General features: G+C 44.5%; 18 protein-coding genes. 13 read left to right on the top strand and 5 right to left on the bottom strand.

Going from position 1 to position 19,421, the window contains the following annotated elements; translation table 11 throughout:
* Nucleotide 1: 1 nt before the first annotated feature.
* The 3 genes from ACTJKG_RS07570 to ACTJKG_RS07560 form a co-directional block, all read right to left on the bottom strand.
* Nucleotides 2-1,033: a 2-hydroxyacid dehydrogenase gene (locus tag ACTJKG_RS07570; RefSeq protein WP_440738827.1), complete on the bottom strand. Its 1,032-nt coding sequence runs from the start codon at nucleotides 1,031-1,033 to the stop codon at nucleotides 2-4.
* An 81-nt stretch (nucleotides 1,034-1,114) separates the two neighbouring features.
* Entirely contained in the window at nucleotides 1,115-2,167 is a 1,053-nt protein-coding gene (locus ACTJKG_RS07565) for a response regulator (protein WP_172334909.1), read from the bottom strand.
* Nucleotides 2,164-3,351 (bottom strand): PAS domain-containing sensor histidine kinase, encoded by a 1,188-nt coding sequence (locus ACTJKG_RS07560; protein WP_172334908.1) that lies wholly within the window; start codon nucleotides 3,349-3,351, stop codon nucleotides 2,164-2,166. The genes ACTJKG_RS07565 and ACTJKG_RS07560 overlap by 4 nt, the downstream gene beginning before the upstream one ends.
* 239 nt (nucleotides 3,352-3,590) lie before the next feature.
* On the opposite strand from ACTJKG_RS07560, the gene ACTJKG_RS07555 reads away from it, so the two are divergent.
* The 9 genes from ACTJKG_RS07555 to ACTJKG_RS07515 all read left to right on the top strand — a co-directional run bounded on the left by ACTJKG_RS07555 (nucleotide 3,591) and on the right by ACTJKG_RS07515 (nucleotide 15,641).
* A complete protein-coding gene (locus ACTJKG_RS07555) occupies nucleotides 3,591-4,778 on the top strand; it encodes an acetate/propionate family kinase (RefSeq protein ID WP_172334907.1) in 1,188 nt (395 codons plus the stop codon).
* Between the two features lie 15 nt (nucleotides 4,779-4,793).
* Nucleotides 4,794-7,151 (top strand): phosphoketolase family protein, encoded by a 2,358-nt coding sequence (locus tag ACTJKG_RS07550; RefSeq protein ID WP_440738826.1) that lies wholly within the window; start codon nucleotides 4,794-4,796, stop codon nucleotides 7,149-7,151.
* A 131-nt stretch (nucleotides 7,152-7,282) separates the two neighbouring features.
* Entirely contained in the window at nucleotides 7,283-8,116 is an 834-nt protein-coding gene (locus ACTJKG_RS07545; RefSeq protein WP_172334905.1) for a hypothetical protein, read from the top strand.
* A 7-nt stretch (nucleotides 8,117-8,123) separates the two neighbouring features.
* The gene (gene mgtA, locus ACTJKG_RS07540) at nucleotides 8,124-10,685 is read left to right on the top strand and encodes a magnesium-translocating P-type ATPase (protein ID WP_440738825.1); all 2,562 of its coding nucleotides are present in this window, start codon (nucleotides 8,124-8,126) and stop codon (nucleotides 10,683-10,685) included.
* Nucleotides 10,686-10,695: 10 nt separating this feature from the next.
* Nucleotides 10,696-11,415 (top strand): TIGR00730 family Rossman fold protein, encoded by a 720-nt coding sequence (locus ACTJKG_RS07535; protein WP_440738824.1) that lies wholly within the window; start codon nucleotides 10,696-10,698, stop codon nucleotides 11,413-11,415.
* Between the two features lie 133 nt (nucleotides 11,416-11,548).
* Entirely contained in the window at nucleotides 11,549-12,349 is an 801-nt protein-coding gene (locus tag ACTJKG_RS07530; RefSeq protein WP_440738823.1) for a sensor histidine kinase, read from the top strand.
* A 131-nt stretch (nucleotides 12,350-12,480) separates the two neighbouring features.
* Nucleotides 12,481-13,590 carry a sensor histidine kinase gene (locus tag ACTJKG_RS07525; RefSeq protein ID WP_440738822.1) on the top strand — a complete coding sequence of 370 codons (1,110 nt, stop codon included), beginning with the start codon at nucleotides 12,481-12,483 and terminating at the stop codon, nucleotides 13,588-13,590.
* Nucleotides 13,587-14,024, top strand: coding sequence for a response regulator (locus ACTJKG_RS07520; RefSeq protein ID WP_440738821.1), 438 nt, complete (start codon nucleotides 13,587-13,589; stop codon nucleotides 14,022-14,024). Before ACTJKG_RS07525 ends, ACTJKG_RS07520 begins: the two co-directional genes overlap by 4 nt.
* Nucleotides 14,025-14,180: 156 nt before the next feature.
* Nucleotides 14,181-15,641: a L,D-transpeptidase family protein gene (locus tag ACTJKG_RS07515; RefSeq protein ID WP_440738820.1), complete on the top strand. Its 1,461-nt coding sequence runs from the start codon at nucleotides 14,181-14,183 to the stop codon at nucleotides 15,639-15,641.
* Nucleotides 15,642-15,670: 29 nt separating this feature from the next.
* Here the strand turns inward: ACTJKG_RS07515 and ACTJKG_RS07510 are convergent, their stop codons facing one another.
* The gene (locus tag ACTJKG_RS07510; RefSeq protein ID WP_440738819.1) at nucleotides 15,671-15,946 is read right to left on the bottom strand and encodes a hypothetical protein; all 276 of its coding nucleotides are present in this window, start codon (nucleotides 15,944-15,946) and stop codon (nucleotides 15,671-15,673) included.
* Between the two features lie 343 nt (nucleotides 15,947-16,289).
* Here ACTJKG_RS07510 and ACTJKG_RS07505 point away from each other — a divergent pair, with 343 nt between their 5' ends.
* Genes ACTJKG_RS07505 through ACTJKG_RS07490 form a run of 4 tightly spaced genes read left to right on the top strand, consistent with a single transcriptional unit; the run spans nucleotide 16,290 to nucleotide 19,139 of the window.
* The gene (locus ACTJKG_RS07505) at nucleotides 16,290-16,727 is read left to right on the top strand and encodes a thioredoxin family protein (RefSeq protein ID WP_440738818.1); all 438 of its coding nucleotides are present in this window, start codon (nucleotides 16,290-16,292) and stop codon (nucleotides 16,725-16,727) included.
* A complete protein-coding gene (locus ACTJKG_RS07500) occupies nucleotides 16,714-17,670 on the top strand; it encodes an FAD:protein FMN transferase (protein WP_172334896.1) in 957 nt (318 codons plus the stop codon). The genes ACTJKG_RS07505 and ACTJKG_RS07500 overlap by 14 nt, the downstream gene beginning before the upstream one ends.
* 3 nt (nucleotides 17,671-17,673) lie before the next feature.
* Nucleotides 17,674-17,901: a DUF4266 domain-containing protein gene (locus ACTJKG_RS07495; protein WP_172334895.1), complete on the top strand. Its 228-nt coding sequence runs from the start codon at nucleotides 17,674-17,676 to the stop codon at nucleotides 17,899-17,901.
* A 14-nt stretch (nucleotides 17,902-17,915) separates the two neighbouring features.
* Nucleotides 17,916-19,139, top strand: coding sequence for a DUF3570 domain-containing protein (locus tag ACTJKG_RS07490; RefSeq protein WP_440738817.1), 1,224 nt, complete (start codon nucleotides 17,916-17,918; stop codon nucleotides 19,137-19,139).
* A gap of 124 nt (nucleotides 19,140-19,263) precedes the next feature.
* Here the strand turns inward: ACTJKG_RS07490 and ACTJKG_RS07485 are convergent, their stop codons facing one another.
* On the bottom strand, nucleotides 19,264-19,416 hold the full coding sequence (locus tag ACTJKG_RS07485; RefSeq protein WP_440739102.1) for a hypothetical protein: 153 nt from the start codon (nucleotides 19,414-19,416) through the stop codon (nucleotides 19,264-19,266).
* Nucleotides 19,417-19,421 lie beyond the last annotated feature (5 nt).

The raw sequence follows: 19,421 nt of genomic DNA, 5'->3' as shown, positions 1-19,421 counted from the left end.
TTCAGGAATGAACGGAATCTTCGGGTTTGGGTGTTTTGTTACATTCATGGGAACAGGCGCAAGCCTTCCCCACACATTTATTTTGCTGCCAGAGGTCCAGGCTTTTGATAGTTTGATCGGCGATCTCCTGCAAAGCTTCTTTGGTTAAATAGGCCTGGTGTGGAGTGATCAATACATTCGGGAAACTCATCAGCTTCTGTAGTAAAGGATCTTTAACCATGTCCTGCTGATGGTCCCCGAAAAACAGGCCATTTTCAAATTCATAAACATCCAGACCGAGGTAACCCAGCTTTCCGCTGTTCAGGGCCGAAAGGATATCCGTTGTATTTAACAGTTCCCCTCTGGCGGTATTGATCAGCATTACCCCATCTTTCATCTGGCTAAGTGTTTTCTCCCGAATCAGGTGTTTGCTTAAAGGAGTAAGTGGAACGTGAAGGGAAATAATATCAGAATTGTTTAATAAGGTTTCCAGGGCAACTGGTTTTACAAAACGGTTATGATGAACGGTGTTGACATCATAACCAATAACATGACAACCCATGCCATGATAGATCGCCGCCGCTGCCTGACCGGTTTGCCCCATACCGATGATACCGACGGTTTTTCCTGAGAAGTTGAAACCGATTAGTCCGTCATTGGAAAAGTTAAATTCATGACCCTGCAGATTGGCTTTAATCAAATGGCGGCTGAGTGCAAGGGCCAGCGCGATGGAGTGTTCGGCAATCGCTTGCGGTGAATACGCCGGGACACTGGCTATTTTGATACCATGTCTTGCGGCTGCCGCTTTGTCGATATGATCTGTGCCGGCGGACCGGGTAATGATATATTTGACCCCCAGCATCGCGAGTATATCAATAACGGTACGGGAAACATCATCATTAATAAATACGATCACCGCGTCTTTGCCTTCCGCGTAAGCGGCCGTATCCGGGCTTAGTGGGTTTGAAATGAGCGTAATGTCGTGTTTTTTCTGGTTGGCTTTTGCCAGATATTCCTTTTCAAATGGCTTGATACTATAGGCTACCGCTTTCATCTGTTATCGTTTATGAAAACAAAATTACCCTTAAGCCCACAGGCCCAGTATGAGCGGCGTCAGCAATAATAATGATTTGAGTCAGTTTTTCATTTTGGCCAGTTTCTCCGGATTAAGAACCTGGATAAGGCTACCTTTCTTCTCAATTAACCCTTCCTCTTTAAAATCGGACAATGTGCGGCTTACGGTTTCCGTCGCCATTCCTGCCATGGCGGCGAGATCTTCACGCGTAATTTTAAACCCATCCTTCTCACTGCTTTGCTGCTTGTACAAGCGCGACAGCGCTTCGGCCATACGTTTTCGGACAGAATGATAGGCCAATTGCATCAGTTGATCTTCCTTATCCCGAATATCATTGGCCAGCAGTTTAATAAATTCACGTGCTACTTCCGGGTACAAATGCAGTAATTGCTCCAACTGGTCTTTGGGTATCAGACAAAGCGTGCTGTCTTCCAGAGCCGTTGCTGTGTCGGTATAAACTTCATTGGATAACATCGCATTGACACCCAGATACTCGTCTGCACCATAAATCCCGGTCATTAGTTCACGGCCGTCTTCGGCTAGTTTAATCGTTTTGATCTTTCCACCGGTGACCAAGTAAAGGCCATTACCTTTATCGCCATCATAGTATATCACCTGATTTTTTTTGAATAGCCTGACCTTACGTTCCTGGATGATCTTTTTAAGCTCTGCCAATCCATCGTTTTTTCCGATCAGGTTGTTTAAACGGTCCAGAGATTTACTGTAAAAATTCTTCTGTACCTCCTGTTTCTTCAGCCGGCTTTCGATCGCGTTCAATAAGTCCATGTCATCAAAGGGCTTGGTCAGGTAATCATCCGCGCCCATCTCCATACCTTTTCGAAAGTCTATCCGTTCAGCCTTGGCTGTTAAGAATATAAAGGGTATAGCGCTGATTTCTGGATTCTTATTCAGCATGTATAAAACACCATAGCCATCCAGCTCGGGCATCATGATATCGCATAAAATAATATCAGGAGGATTTTTAAGTGCGAGTTCCACGCCAGTTTTGCCATTGTTGGCATCAGTTACCTCGTAACCGGCCAGTTCCAGTATTTCAACCACGTTCTCGCGGATGTCATTATTGTCTTCAATAATTAATACTTTTTTGCTCATGATATTGGAAATTTAATGGTGAATATGGTGCCTTTGTTGATGTCGCTTTTAAATTCGATCTGGCCGTTCATCAGGTTGGCATAGCGCGCGACGATATTCAAGCCTAATCCGGTTCCCGGGATATTGCCAGTGTTATGTGCCCGAAAAAATGCTTCGAACATGTGTTTCTGATCGGTTTCCGGGATGCCAATTCCATTATCTTTGACTGCAATCAGGCAAAATTGTTCATTGACCTCTGTGTTAAATTCTATGAAAGTATTTTCTCCCGAGTATTTAATTGCGTTGCCGATGAGATTGATCACGCAGTTCCTGATTAAGTTTTGATCTAGGATAGCGAGGCTGCTGATTCCGGTATGCTGGTAAATAATGCTTTGATTTTGTTTGGCCACCATTTGCATTTCTTCAGTAATTTCTTCCGAAAGTTTAACCAGGTCGAAAGCCTCGAATGAAGGGGTTACTTTTCCGGCTTCCAGCTTTTCCAACGATAGAAAATCATTCAGGATAGCCGTAAGGTTGCCGATTGCAGTTTTTATTTTGGTTACGTGCTTGCCGATGTTTGGATTATCAAAGGGCTGTGCATATTTTTCTATTAAGGAGGATGACAACTGTATGGCACTTAGCGGTGTGCGGAACTCATGAGATGCCATGGATACAAACCTGCTTTTTAACTGCCCCAGTTCTTTTTCTTTTTCCAGGGAAAGACTTACTTCTTCTTTGGCCTCCTGCAAGGCCTCAACTGTTTTTTTTAGCGATAAGGTTCGTTCCTCAACCAATTCCTCCAGATGGGCGGCATACTCCTTTAATTGTTCTTCCGCTTCCATCTCGCGGCTAAGGTCATGGATAAAGCCGGCATAGATCTTTCTCCCCGAAAAAGGTACATCGCTCACGCCCAGCTTAAATGGGAACGTGGTACCGTCTTTACGCAAGCCCGTCACCACCCGTCCAATGCCGATGATATGCGGCTCGCTTGTGCGCTGATACCTATTGATATATTCATCATGCTGTTCCTTGTAAGGCGGAGGCATTAAGGTAGAGATATTTTGTCCGATTACCTCTTCCGGGCTGCAAAGGAATAACTTGCAGGCGGCGGGGTTGATCGTTTCTACGATACCTCTTCCGTCGATCGTAATGATACCATCAATGGCGTTTTCAATGATTGCTTTTAACAGGGCGGTGTTTTCCATATGCTGGTTTTATCAAATACTGATTGTGATCACAAATATTGGCAATCGAAACCGGATAAAATATAATTGTTTTCACGCAAAAAAGTGACGATGGTCATTTTTTTACTCCCGCCATTTTACATAAGCCATAATCAATACAAAGGTGACCGGGATCACCTTTGTATTGAACGGCCGTCATTTATCCGGCGATGGGTTGATCGTAGCTTAGTCCCAATTTAAAGCGTGTTTAATCAGAAATCATGACAACTCCGTCTGGCTCCTATATATTAACGATCAATTGTGGCTCTTCGAGCCTGAAATTCAGCTTGTGGAAATCCCAAACCTTCGCTATGAAATTGTATGGATCTGTTGCGCTTTCCGGACCGCAGGAACGGTGTTTCCGCATTCATGATAAGGACGGACAAATATTGCAAAGCCACCCGATAAAGCATGACAATATCCGATCAGCTGTTCTGGAACTCACGGTCTGGTTGCTCAATAATAAGAGGCTATATCCGCTTGTTGCGGTAGGCCACCGTATTGTACAGGGTGGTCCCGATCACCGCGCTCCGGAAATCATTACGGAAAAGTTACTGAAGACTTTACAGAAACTCATTTACCTGGCGCCGAATCATCTCCCAGATGAAATCCGCACTATCAAGATTTTTCAAACTGCGTTTCCAGCTATTAGACAGGTGGCCTGCTTCGATACTTTTTTTCACCAGGATATGCCGACTTGTGCTAAATATTACCCATTACCGGAAGTCTACAAAAAGCAAGGACTGATCAGATATGGTTTTCATGGACTTTCTTATGAGTATATTATCACAAAGCTTGCTGAAAAAGATCATGCCTGGCTGAAAAAGAAGATCATTATCGCCCATTTGGGTAATGGAGCCAGTATCACGGCTGTTAAAAACGGGATTAGTATAGACACGACCATGGGACTGAGCCCGGTTGGCGGCCTTATTATGGGCAGCCGTTCCGGGGATCTCGATCCCAGCGTTCCGTTATATTTATTGAAACAGGAGCACTTGACTCTTGACGAACTTGACGATTTACTGAGCAAAAAATCAGGCCTACTGGCTATCGCCGGAACGGGTGACATGCAAACTCTATTACGGCATCGGGAAGATGATACAAAAGCACAGGAAGCTATTACGCTGTTCTGCTACCAGGTAAAAAAGAACATCGGGGCCTTGGCGGCCGCGATGGGGGGCCTGGACTTGCTGGTATTTACCGGCGGAATAGGGGAGAACTGTCCGCTTATCCGGGAATATAGTTGCAATGACCTCGGTTTTTTAGGTATTTCCATTGACAGACAGTTAAATCAAGGTAATCACAGGCTGATTTCCGGGCCATCAAGCAAGGTAAAAGTGCAAGTGCTGGCGACGGACGAAGAGGCCATGATCGCCCAACATACCTATCCATTTATAAAGAATCAATAATCAAGCATCAATATCATGAGCACATTATCATTAAAAGAACTGACCAATATACATGCTTACTGGCAGGCTGCCAATTATCTAGCAGCTGGACAGATTTATTTACAAGAAAACCCGCTATTAAAGGAACCTTTAAAGCCAGGAGATATTAAACCGCGTTTGCTTGGCCATTGGGGAACCTCGCCCGGATTGAACCTCATTTATGTCCATTTGAACAGACTGATCAAAAACACCGGTGCCAATGTACTTTATGTTTGCGGGCCTGGCCATGGCGCCCCGGCTATTGTCGCCAATACTTATTTAGAGGGTACTTATTCGGAGGTTTATCCCGAGGTTGGGCAAAATGAACAGGGTATGCGGCAATTATTCCGGCAGTTTTCGACACCGGGAGGCGTGCCCAGCCATGTTGGTGCCCATGTACCGGGCTCGGTGCATGAAGGCGGTGAGTTGGGATATGCATTGGGTCACGCCTTTGGAGCAGCCTTTGATAACCCGGACCTGCTGGTAGCCTGCGTGGTAGGCGATGGGGAGGCCGAAACCTGCCCACTGGAAGGTAGCTGGAAATCGATAGCGTTTCTGAACCCGGCGAGGGATGGAGCAGTTTTACCCATACTTCACCTGAATGGTTACAAAATATCCGGACCAACAGTGCTCGCCCGGATGAGCAATATGCAGTTGACCCAGTTGTTCTCTGGTTATGGCTATGATGTGCTCTTTGTGGAGGGCGATATCCCCGCAGCTGTTCATCAGCAAATGGCCGGAGCGCTGGACGAGGCTTACAGGAGGATTAAACTGATTCAGGAAAAGGCCAGGACTGGTAACACAGCACCTGTTCAATGGCCTATAATCATTTTAAGAACGCCAAAAGGCTGGACAGGACCAAAAGAATGGAAAGGTGTGCCGATTGAGGGGACCTTCAGGGCACACCAAGTACCCTTGACCGGGGTGAAGGAAGATCCGGAAAAACTGAAGCTGCTTGAATCCTGGATGCGCAGTTACCGGCCCGAGGACTTGTTCGATACAAAAGGAAAACTAATCCCTGAACTTGCAGTTCTGGCGCCGAAAGGTGATAAGCGTATGAGTGCATTGCCTGTTGCCAATGGAGGAGTGTTGCTCAAAGATCTCCTGTTGCCTGATTTTAGGTCATATCAACTGGAAATAACGGGTCCAGGTGAAACGCAAGCGGAAAGCACCCGTAATTTTGGTAAATATCTCCGGGATGTTTTTACGCTTAATAAAGACGCTAAGAACTTCAGGCTATTTTGCCCGGATGAAACTACCTCCAACCGCCTCGAAGCAGTTTTTGAAGTAACCAACAGGTGCACCCAGGAACAGATTTTTCCGAAAGATGATAAACTGGCCACAGACGGCCGGGTGATGGAAGTATTGAGCGAACATTTGTGTGAAGGCTGGCTGGAAGGTTATCTGCTGACCGGAAGACATGGCCTATTTCCTTGCTATGAGGCTTTTGTCACCATCGTAGATTCCATGGTGAGCCAGTACGCTAAATGGATCAAGACATCGCGTGAACTGCCCTGGCGCAAACCCGTAGCCTCCCTGAACTATTTATTGACTTCCCATACCTGGCGACAGGACAACAATGGTTATAGTCATCAGGGGCCTGGTTTTATAGACACCGTAGTCAATAAGAAAAGTTCGGTGGTCCGGATCTATCTGCCGCCTGATGCCAATACGCTTTTATCAGTAATGGACCATTGCCTGCGCAGTAAAGATTACGTCAATGTAGTAGTAGCAGGTAAACAACCGGAATTACAGTGGCTATCTATCGACGACGCTGTGGAACATTGCGCCAGAGGGGCCTCGGTCTGGAAATGGGCAGGTAATGATCACGGGCAGATTCCGGAGGTTGTATTGGGATGTGCCGGTGATGTGCCGACACTGGAAACGGTTGCGGCAGCACAACTGTTAATGGATCATTTTCCGGACCTGAGGGTCAGGGTGGTCAATGTGGTGGACCTGATGGCCTTGTCTCCAGTGGCTTATCATCCGCATGGAATGAGTGAGGAATTATTCAGCGAATTGTTTACAAATACGGCTCCGGTTATTTTCGCGTTCCACGGTTATGTACGCATCATTCATGACCTGGTGCACGGACGGCCGGATCCTGCCCGTTTTCATGTACGCGGCTTTATGGAAGAAGGGACCACGACTACGCCTTTTGATATGGTGGTGTTGAACCAGATGAGCCGTTATCATCTCGCCATGGAAGCTGTAAAAAGGGTGTCACGAATGCACCTGCAAACAGATGGTTTTATCAACTTCTGTGAATCCAAATTAAAGGAGCATCACAACTATATCTGCGCTTACCTGGATGATATGCCCGAAATTAAAAACTGGAAACTGGACCGGCACTGAAACAGGGGTAGCAAAATGATTACTTCTTATAAATAGCCTGACCTCAAACAATTCTTTACGTGACAAGGATCATTTAATTGCCGGGGCATTATAGCAAATTTTACGACACCAGAAATTCAACCAGATACGTTATGAAAACTATTATCGTCCTCAATGACAATTCGCCCGCTGACATTCATGCGGCTGCATTTGCCACCATGATAGCCAGAAAGATCCGGGCAAAAATGGTGATTTGCCATACCTCAAAAGTACGGGAACAGAAACGTGAAAAAGTAAGAATTGGAACAGATCTTTACATGGACCATCATGAGCGTCTTGAAAACAATGCATTGGATAAAACAGGAGAGCCAGGTCGTTTTGAAACCGATAATAGCCCGATAATCGAAGAAATAATGATTGCTGATTTCAACATCCCCGGCTTTGTGGAGATGGTTAATAAGGATCAAATATATATGATCATCAAGGGTTTGCCTCATGAGGTAAAACAGAAAAATATCAAAGAGAAACTCGATGCTTATTGCTTATTAAATAGGGTACGCTGCCCGTTGCTGCTGATCCCGGAGAGCTGGCCCCTAAAGGATCTGGAACGTCTGGTATATATCGCGGACCTGCGTTATTGTCGCTTAGTCGTTGTTAAATATCTGGCTGAACTGGCCAGATCTATCTGTGCGAGCTTAACGATATCCCATTTGTCTGCTAAAGGGTTACCGCCTATTATGGAACCTTATGCGCAAACCTTATTTGAAGAAACAGTATGTTCACCTATCGATTATGATCAAGTGTTTTTTAATAACATTATGGAACGTGACCTGACCAAAGCTGTAGATGTGATGATCAACGGCATGCATAATGACCTGATCGTTCTGGTCAATCACCGCTTTCATTTTGAGCAGATCATAGGTGATTATGTTGGACATTCCCTACCGGCACATATCGCCGTACCGCTGATGATTTTTCCCTATTGATCAAACTATGGAAAGCATCGCAGATACTGAAATAAAATTCTGGCAGCTCGATATGGAAACAGCCTGCCGCCGGTTGTCCGCTGATCCTAAGGGTTTGTCAGATCAGGAGGCTGCGATGAGATTGCGGCAATATGGCCCCAATGCGATCAGGAATCATCCAAAAACATCGGTTCTCCTGTTGTTCCTGGCACAGTTCAAAAGCCCGGTCACCCTGTTGCTGATCGCCGCGGCTTTACTTTCCGCAGGCCTGGGTGATTTGGCGGATACGGCAATCATACTGGCCATTGTGCTGATTAGCGGTTTTTTAGGTTTCTGGCAGGAAAAAGGAGCTGCAGATGCGGTTAAGGAACTGTTAAAACTCGTACAGCTGCATTGTGATGTGCAGCGGGAGGGCCGGATTAAAGCCGTCCCTGTGGAAGAAGTTGTCCCTGGTGATATCGTCAGCTTGACCGCCGGTGACTTTATCCCGGGAGACAGTTTACTGCTGGAGTCGCAAGAGCTATTTGTCGATGAGGCGGCATTTACAGGCGAAAGTTTTCCGGTTGAAAAGAGTTACGGCGCCGTTACCGCCACCGCGCCCATGGCCGGGCGCAGTAATGCGCTGTTTATGGGATCCCATGTGATCAGCGGTAAGGCCAAAGCTTTGATTGTCCAAACTGGGGCCCGGACGGAATTTGGTAAAATATCGGCAGAATTAATGAACCAGATACCCGAAACCGATTTCGAAAGAGGCATCAGGAAATTTGGGTATATGCTCATGGAGATAACCTTACTGCTCGTTATCATCATATTTGCCGCGAACGTGCTGCTTCATAAACCTGTACTGGATTCTTTTTTATTTTCCCTGGCGCTGGCTGTTGGCTTGACACCCCAGTTATTGCCCGCCATCATCAGTGTAAATTTAGCCGCGGGAGCCAGGAGAATGGCCGGTCATCAGGTGATCGTCAAACGGCTGTCTTCTATTGAGAATTTTGGGAGCATGAATATCTTATGCACCGATAAGACCGGAACGATCACCGAAGGCAAGGTAACGCTTGGGGAGAGCCTCGATTGCCATGGCGCGCATAGTGAAAAGGTATTGCAATATGCCTGGCTTAATGCGGTCATGCAGCAGGGTTTTCATAACCCCATTGATGAGGCCATTTGTACTACACAGGCCGGAACAGCAAACGATTATCAACTGCTGGCAGAAATTCCCTATGATTTCATCCGGAAAAGACTGACGGTACAGGTTAAAAATGATGCCGGTACTATGGCGGTAACGAAGGGTTCTCTGAAGGGCATTTTAGCCCTGTGCAGCCAGGCGGAGACAGGTGAGGGAAAATGTGTTGGTATCCGGGAAATGGAAAGGGTGCTTAATGAACAGTATACCAAGTTGAGCGAAGCTGGTTTCAGGACTCTGGGCCTGGCCTACAAGTCCATTGACAGTGGGCATATCATCACCAGGGAAGATGAGTGTGATATGATCTTTTTAGGCTTTATTACCTTGTTCGACCCGCCGAAAGCAGGGATTTATGATACAATTAAAAAACTGAACGGGCTCGGGGTCCGGTTGAAAATGATTACCGGCGACAACGCCCTGGTTGCGAAAAGCTTAGCGCTGCGAATTGGTATCGGGCAGCCCCGGCTGCTCACCGGATCGGCGATACAGAAAATGAGCAACGCGGCATTGGCCCACCAGGCGCCCCTGACAGACATATTTACGGAAGTGGAACCTAACCAGAAAGAACGGATCATCATGATCCTAAAGAAAGCCGGGCATGTAGTCGGTTTTATGGGGGATGGCATTAATGACGCACCGGCCTTGCACGCAGCCGATGTAGGTGTTTCTGTGAATACCGCGGTAGATGTAGCTAAAGAGGCGGCTGATATTGTACTGCTCAGCCAGGACCTTAACGTCCTGCTCGAAGGGATCCTGGAGGGTAGAAAAACCTTTGCCAATACCATGAAGTATATTTTTATGGCCACCAGCGCGAATTTCGGGAATATGTTCAGTATGGCAGGCGCTTCCTTATTTTTACCTTTTTTGCCGCTGCTGCCCAAGCAGGTACTCCTCACCAACCTGTTGACGGATTTTCCCGAAATGGCCATCGCGACGGACCGGGTAGACGATGTCAATGTCCGTACGCCGCAGCGCTGGGATATGAGTTTTATTCGCCGTTTTATGGTCATGTTTGGTTTGCTGAGCTCGATTTACGACTACCTCACTTTTGGCGTGCTGTTGTTGGTTGTTCATGCCAATGAGAAAGTATTTCAAACAGGCTGGTTCACGGAATCCGTGATCTCGGCGGTACTGATCGTTCTGATCGTTCGTACCCGCCTTCCCTTTTTTAAAAGCCTGCCAGGAAAATACCTTTTTATGGCAACGATCATGATCTTGTTGACGGTATTGGCCCTGCCTTTGACCTCTTTTGCGGCCTGGTTTGGTTTTGTTCAGTTGTCCTTTACTTTTTATGGCTGGATGTTATTGATCATCGCCTGCTATATGCTTAGCGCTGAACTTGCCAAATATTGGTTTTATAAGGGTACTCAGCGTCTTTTGAAGAAGCGACGCTTTAACTTATTTTAATTTTTGTGTGATGAATCAAACTGAGATCCGTTTCCTGGAAGGTCCGCATTCGCGCTTACAGGAATTGAAATTTACTTTACAAACCATGATTGACCTCATCCATGGTTTGCGGGCCTTGCATTTTATTGGGCCCTGTATTACCATATTTGGTTCCGCAAGGTTCAAAGAGGACCACCCTTATTATGAAATGACGCGCCGTGCGGGTGGGGCATTTGCCGGCTTAGGTTTTACCATTTTAACCGGCGGAGGCCCAGGGTTAATGGAGGCTGCCAACCGTGGAGCAAAAGACGTCGGGGGGCGCTCAGTGGGCTGCAATATACAACTGCCTGTGGAACAGCTACCCAATGCATATCTTGACAAGTGGGTGTATATGAGGCATTTCTTCCTGCGCAAAGTATTGCTCGTGAAATACTCATTTGCTTTTGTGGTGATGCCAGGCGGATATGGAACCCTGGATGAGTTCTTTGAGGCGCTGACCCTGATACAGACCCATAAGATCCATAATTTTCCGGTCATTATTTTTGGTAAGGAATATCATCGGGAATTGCTTGAACACATCGCTGTAATGCAAAAGGATAAGACTATCAGTGCCCCAGATACGCTCCTTTACCTGGTGACCGATGATATTGAAGAAGCTGTAAGTCTGATCAGGGAAAAAAGCATCAGGCAATATGGCTTGAAGCCCAAACGTATACAAAAGCCGCGCAAATGGTTGTTTGAGTATGGTTGATATCAGACGGCAAAATCACTTATAGAATCAACCCATATACCGCATCCAACAGTATATGGGAGATTTATTTTCACCAAACACATTTGACCGGATATAGAATGTGCTCTTTAAACCCATCTTATTACAAATGATCATGAAAGAAAGTAAACCCCCACTGGAGAATGACGCGCCATCGCTTGCCGGGGTGAAAAAGGAGTTTGAAACTTTATTGGCCAGGGAAAGGGAGGTAAGCCGCTTAAAAGGTCAGATGGTCTCCATCGCTTCTCACGAATTCAGAACACCGTTAAGTAGTATTCAGTTATCTGCCTCCATGATCGAACATTATTTTGACCGGCTTGACCGTGCCAAGATATTTCACCACCTGAAAAAAATCATACAGGCTGTACAGGATATGACCGCTGTACTCGACGATATTCTATCATTAGAAAAAATAGATTCAGGCAAGATTCCATTAAACAGGAGACATTTCGACCTGGCTTCCCTTGGTAGAGAGATTTTGGATGAAATGCAGAGCCTGACGAAAAAAGATCAACAACTTCAATATCGTTATGATGGTGAAGAGTGCTGTGTTTATCTCGATCAAAACCTGATCAGGCACTGCATCACGAACCTGATTTCAAATGCTATTAAATACTCACCGGAAGCCGGGATCATTGAGCTGAAGACGGATATAACAGAACAGTTTATCTGTGTTCAGGTAAAGGATAACGGTATCGGCATCCCGGAAAAAGAACAGCCAAAGCTTTTTGAAACATTCTTTAGGGCCGGTAATGCAAAGGATATACAGGGCACAGGGCTGGGCTTAAGTATTGTTAAACGCTATGTGGAACTAATGGATGGGAGCGTAAGTTTTAGCAGCGTGGAAAATATCGGAACGGTATTTAATTTAAGTTTTCCAAGGGGAATGAATGACAGGGATCAGCCCGTTAAATGATATTCATCACAATTGGTGCGCCTGGCTACTGCGATATTAGCATATGCAATTATCTTTCCAAGAAACATAAATACATATTTTATAATTGAAAGCAAGCACTCACTGTTAACTTAATTTTGAAAAAATACCCCATGGATCCTCACACCAAACAATTACAGTTATTAAAGTTAGTAGACGAAATTGAGGGGTACGCCATTTTAGTTCTAGATAAGAGGGGAAATATTGAGACGTGGAACAATGGTGCGGAAAAGATCAAAGGTTACAAGGCTGAAGAAGTTATCGGACGGCATATACGCATTTTTTACACAGACCTCGATTTAATGATCAGCTTGCCGGAAAGACTTCTGGAGGAAGCCGCACAGAAAGGGACGGCCTACAATGAAAGCTGGCGGGTAAGAAAAGATAAAACAATGTTTTGGGGTTCCGTAACCATTACAGCCTTACACGATGACGACGGTAACATAACTGGATTTGCCAAAGTAACCCGGGATCTTACCGAGAGAATGCTCACAGAAACAACCATACGGCAACATGCAGAGGATTTGGAAATTAAGAATAAAGAGATTGAGCAATTTGTTTACATCGCTTCTCATGATCTCCAGGAACCCTTGTTTACCGTGACCAGTTTTATTGAGTTCTTTCGGACGGAATACGGCCATTTGCTTGATGAAAATGCCAACACCTATTTGAATTTTATAGTCCAGGCAACCGACCGGATGAAAAACCTGATCAAAAATTTGTTGGACTATTCACAGCTGGGTTCAAAAAAGAAATTGGCCAAAATTGACTGCAAGCAGCTTTTGGATACACTGACCGTAGATTTAGATAGTCAGATCAAAAAATCGGGTGCTAAAATACATTACGGGAACCTGCCGGTTATTAGGGGGTATCCGACCGAATTGAGTCAGTTATTTCAGAATTTGATCAGTAATGCCATTAAGTTCCGGGATAAAAAGGAGTCTCCCGAAATTGAGATATCTGCGCTAAAAGAGCATGATGGCTGGCATTTTAAAGTAAAAGATAACGGGATTGGTATAGACCCCAGGTTTCAGGAAAAGATCTTTTTGATCTTTCAACGCCTGCATGGCCGGCATGAATATGAAGGAAACGGAATAGGTCTGGCTCATTGCAAAAAAATAGTCGAGTTACATGGAGGAAAGATTTTCGTAGAATCCAACCAGAGCAAGGGGAGTTCCTTTGTTTTTACTATTCCGTTCAAACCAAATTTAATTACAGTATGAAAAAATACCAGGGGCTTGAAGGCATTCTTTTAATTGATGATGATCTTCCGACTAATTTTATACATAAAAAAGTTATTGAGAAGGCATTTATTGATGCCGTGGTGAAAACTGTCACTAATGTAGAGGAGGCACTTGATTTTATCACTTATTCGGGTATTTATGAAGATACCTCGGATATTCCAAGGCCGGGACTGATCTTCCTGGATATCAATATGCCCGGATTAAACGGATGGGATTTTATGGACGCCTATCGCCAATTGGATAAACGTTTTAAAGCGACAGCGGTTATCATAATGCTAACAACTTCGCTTGATCCTGACAATAAGGAATTAGCATTGATCGATAAGGAGGTCGTAGTCTTTTTGAATAAACCGCTGAAACCCGAAATGGTTACCACCCTGGTCAATAGCTATTTTAAAGAAATCTCAGATTAGTGAAGATTGGGATACATTTAAAGCGCCGGTAATTACCGGCGCTTTTACTTTTTAAGGGACTTGGTTGATATTAATGCCGATGATCAAAAATTAGGGTGAGCGCTATCATTATTTAAGAAATAGTCTTCGTCGATCTTTATATCATAATTCAATGTTATGGAAACCAGAGTTAGCCAATATTTATTATCCATAGGAGTGGTAATACTAATCGCATTCAATCTGCAAAATTGCAATGCCCAAACAAGATTTGCACAAAAGACCGGGACTCTTGCGCCTGATACAGGATTGAGCCAGGAGATCAACAAGCAGGTTCAGGCTGGGCGCCTCGATGTCCAGCTATATTATCCAAAGTCTGTTCATCGCTTTTATCAGCAAAACGGATTTAAACCTGCCTGGATCAAACCGCAAAGCGAGACTGGGCCAGCTTGGCAAACCATGCTGATGCTGGATTGCGTATTACAGTTCGGGTTGTCACATGCCGATTATCACCCGCAGGAACTGCTATATAGTCGCCTGCATGACATATTGGATACTCCAGGGAAGGTAAAGCCAGATCTTCAGGCTCGTTTCGATATCATACTTACTGATGCGGTGATCACCTTAATGAACCATTTGCACTACGGCAAATTAAATCCGGAATTTTTAGCAGGCCGCATAGATAAGGGGGTGGGCAATGGCTTTGAAGCAGCTTCTTATTTATACAGAGCGTTGAAAGAAAAAGATGTTATGGCCGCCATTGCCCATGTTCAGCCTAAAGCAAAAGAATACACTGCTTTACAATACCAGATGCATTTGCTGGAAGGGCTTTACCAGGGTGATTGTTATGAAATACCGGAAGAGAAAGTAAGAAAGATCGCCATCAATATGGAACGTTTGCGCTGGGCCAATACTGAGGATAGTGTTTATGTTCAGATCAATATACCCTCTTACAGCTTAAAACTAAGTCTACCGGATTCTACCTATCAGTTCAAAGTGATCGTAGGTAAGCCGGAAAACCCCACACCCACATTGGTAAGTAAGATCGTTTACTTCACCACTGCCCCGGAATGGAAGATCCCCGCCAAAATATTCCGGCAGGAAGTGCTGCCTAAGGCACTGGCCGATAATGTATATCTTGAAAATAGTCATTTCGCGATCTATGATCACCAGGGAAACTATGTGGAACCGCTTAAAATCAATCTGGCAAATGTCAAACGCAACCCGGATCTGTATTATGCCAGGCAGTCCGCTGGATGTGACAACGCATTGGGCCTGCTCGTTTTTCGTTTCCCCAATGTTTATGATATATACCTCCATGATACCCCTGAGCAAAAACTTTTTAGACAAAAAGAAAGAGCGCTGAGCCATGGCTGCATCCGGGTTGAGCAGGCAGAGAAATTAGCGGCTCTTTTATTGAAAAATGATGGTTCAGCTACAAAGATCGCGGCATTGCATAACGGGGTAGTTAAATACCTCAAACAGGATATTTATCTGAAAAAACCTGTTGCCATCAAGATCACTTACCTGACCTGCGAGATAAAAGAAGGAGAATACATCACTTATAATGATATTTATAACCTTGATAAGAGTCTGGAGATGGCTTTGTATGGTGTAGATCAGCCCTTGAGTATGCGATAAAGAAATTAGTTATGGGATGTTAGATAAGGCTATACTTCAGGAGTGATCCGGTAAAAATGCTTATTATAACGCTGTGATATTTTTTCTACAAGACCAGCGTCTACTAACTTTTTTAGCCTGGTATTAAATGAACTGATGCTCATGTTGCTTCCTTGATCTTTCATTCCAAACCAAAGTGTTTCCGCATCTTTTGCCTCGTTAACACGCTTTATATATTCAAATATTTGGGTATTTAGACGATCATGATTTTCCTGCTGCTTGGTAATTCGCGATTTAGAAGATCTGTATTGAGGTTTGATCATCATAGATTAAACTGTATGTTCTACGATTATTTGATGAAATAATCAGGTCTCTCGCCAATTTAGTTGACAAATTTGAAGCAAATCTGAAGTTGTGTCCCGTCAATAGTTTTCGGTTTTTGACTCCACATCAATCGGAGAGAATTCCCGAACTGGTTTTGGCCGGTTACTTGTGTTTTATCATCTCAATGGCCGATCAATCTTGTTAAAATTCGTTAAACGAAGGCATTTTCATGCCAACTACAGAATCTTCTGATATTATTGTTCCTGAAGCGATGTGAAGGCTTCCGGCATATCAAACTACTTAGCTGGAATATCGCTGTTGTGTCTCATTTAAAAATATATAAAAATGAAACTATTAACTGTCTTTCTTTTCCTATTGACAAGCAATCCTCCTACATGGCTCGGCGATTTCAATAAAGCGCAAGCTGAAGCGGCAGCGGCACATAAACTAATCCTGGTTAATTTCTCCGGATCTGATTGGTGTGGCCCATGCATAAGGTTGAGGAAGGAAATCCTGGAATCGGAAAAATTCAATGATTTTGCTACAGATCACCTGGTGTTGGTTCGTGCCGATTTTCCCAGGCAAAAGAAAAATCAACTGAGCAAAGAACAGGTAAAGCTGAACGAAGCTCTGGCCGACAAATATAACCCCGATGGTAAGTTCCCTTTTACCCTATTGGTTGATGAGCATGGTAAAGTATTAAAGGAGTGGGACGGATACCCTGATGAAACGCCTGATCAATTTATTAATCAAATCAAACCTTTTGCGAATGCCAGTCATTGAAACGATAGAAAAAGCACGAATCGTGCATAAGCGAATCCTGAAATTGATGGGAAACAGGTTCGAGATCAGCGTGGTTAGCGATGATGTGGATTGGGCAAATAGCCGTATCGATATGGCTGTTGTCGAGATCAACCGTATTGAAAAGCTACTGACAACTTTTAGCGACGATAGCCAAACCAACCAAATTAATGCAGCAGCCGGTATCAAACCAGTGAGAATAGATCTTGAAGTTTACCAGTTGATAGAGCGTTCGCTGAAAATATCTCAGCTTACTCAGGGTGCATTTGATATTACCTATGGTTCTATCGATAAAAGCCTTTGGAATTTTGATATTAACATGAAAACGTTGCCAGATGCTGAAACTGCACTTCAATCCGTTGGACTGATCAATTACAGGAATGTCATTCTTGATCCTGATAACACAACGGTTTTCCTAAAGGAGAAAGGTATGCGCATAGGCTTTGGGGGAATAGGGAAGGGCTATGCGGCTGATCGTGCCAAAGTTGTGCTGCAACAAAACGACGTAAACAGCGGGATCGTGAACGCAGCCGGTGACTTGATCACCTGGGGAACCCAACCCAATGGCAACCCCTGGACGATTGCTATTGCCGACCCCGATAAGCAGATGACGCCGTTTTCTACACTTAATATCAGCAATATGGCCATTGCTACCTCGGGTAATTATGAAAAGTATGCTATTATCAACGGTAAAAAATATTCGCATACCATCGATCCCAAAACTGGCTTACCGGTAAGCGGGATCAAAAGTGTAAGCATTATCTGTCCCAGTGCCGAGTTTGCTGATGCCATGGCCACACCGGTAACGGTGATGGGTATTCGCGTGGGGCTTGATCTGGTAAACCAACTACAACAACTCGCCTGCGTCATTATTGATGACGATAACCGGCTTTACACGTCCAGAAATATAAACGTTAAAAATTAACACATGAAAAAATTACCCCTGATTAAATTATTGCTGGCCGGCAGTATACCTGCTCTTGGATTAAGCTCATGTTCATCGGTAAAAGCATATCAAAAAAACAGGTTAAACGACGCGGAGATGGAGCTTTCTGCCCGTAAGTCACAGAAGTTTGAACAAAGTTTCCAGTTATATCGCGAAGGCGGTTCGGGGGCTAATGGCGGAAAAAGCGGTGGTGGCTGCGGATGTAACTAAAAACGCGGCTTTACATGAGAAAAATATACCTATGTGTTGCCGCCCTATATTTAGGGATAGTTGCTTCACATGCGCAAACCAAAACATTACCGGTTAAGGACAGCAGTAACTATGAAGCCCGCAGACTTAAAATTGAAGAGATCAACATCATCTCAGCGTACTATCATCAGGATGGCAATAACTCTGCGGTTACCGGCGGTATCGGTACTGAAAAGTTGACCGACTTTGCCAACACCTTTGATCTGCAATTATCAAAATATGGTGCCAGCGGTAAAAAGCACACTTTTACATTTGAACTGGGCGTAGATCATTATACTTCGGCATCTTCTGACAAGATTGACCCGAACAGTATCTCCTCCGCCTCCAGGCAGGATACCCGCGTATACCCATCTTTGAACTGGACGGTTTCAAACGACAAAACTGGTAATGCTTTCGGATTAACAGGCTCTTATTCGCATGAGTTCGATTATCAGTCTTTTGGCGGTGGAATAAATCTTACACGGGTGTCTAAAGATAAAAATACCCAGTTTGATTTTAAGGGAATGGTTTTCCTGGATACCTGGAAGGTGATATTGCCTGTTGAACTGCGACCGCCAGGCTACGGTTCAGGATCAGATCGTGAAGGTAAAGGGCCGGTTGATCACAGCCCCCGTAATTCATTTAGTGTTTCGTTTTCTTTGTCTCAGGTACTCACCTCAAGGCTGCAGGCCTTACTGATCATCGAGCCTTCCTATCAGCATGGTTTGCTGGCCACTAAATACCAGCGTGATTATTTTACCGATGGATCTGAGAGGGTAGAAAACCTGCCGGGCAGCAGGTATAAGCTCCCTATAGCGATACGGTTTAATTACTTCCTGGATGATCATTTTGTGATCAGGACATTTTACCGGTATTATATGGATAACTGGGGTATACGCGCCCATACCGCAGAAGTGGAAATACCTGTTAAGCTAACTTCATTTGTATCGATTAGTCCTTATTATCGCTATAATAACCAACAGGGTACGCGCTATTTTGCACCATATGGGCAACATAATCCTGCGGATACCTATTATACAAGTGATTATGATCTGTCTACCTTACACAGCAATTTTGTTGGGGCTAATATCAGGTTATCTCCGCCAACTGGTGTGTTTGGCTGGCAATATTTCAATTCGCTGGAGATCAGGGCTGGCCACTATATGCGTTCTACCGGCCTGAATTCAAATATTGTAACCCTGGCTATGAAGTTCAAATAGGGTATTGGTATTCAAATAGAAGATTAATCGCAGCAAAAGCTTAGGTAATCCATTGAAAACCATCAGGGATGTTGTAATTAATATGACTGATGGTTTTTCTGCTAAATTGGTTGCTCGAAAACGATTAAGGATGACCTCCCCCTCCGTTGATCATATCGGAAATAATACCCTTATTACTCTTATGCTCGGCTAAAAAAACACCGACAAGATGAACAAAGATAAAGGCAAGTATCAGGTACATACAAAAGCCATGGACTTCTTTAACGCTGTGCCTGATAGATT

It is taken from the genome of Mucilaginibacter sp. 22184 (genome assembly GCF_052045695.1).
Taxonomy (GTDB): domain Bacteria; phylum Bacteroidota; class Bacteroidia; order Sphingobacteriales; family Sphingobacteriaceae; genus Mucilaginibacter.
Note: the sequence above shows the minus strand (reverse complement) of the source record. Positions and strands in the feature narration are given on the sequence as shown.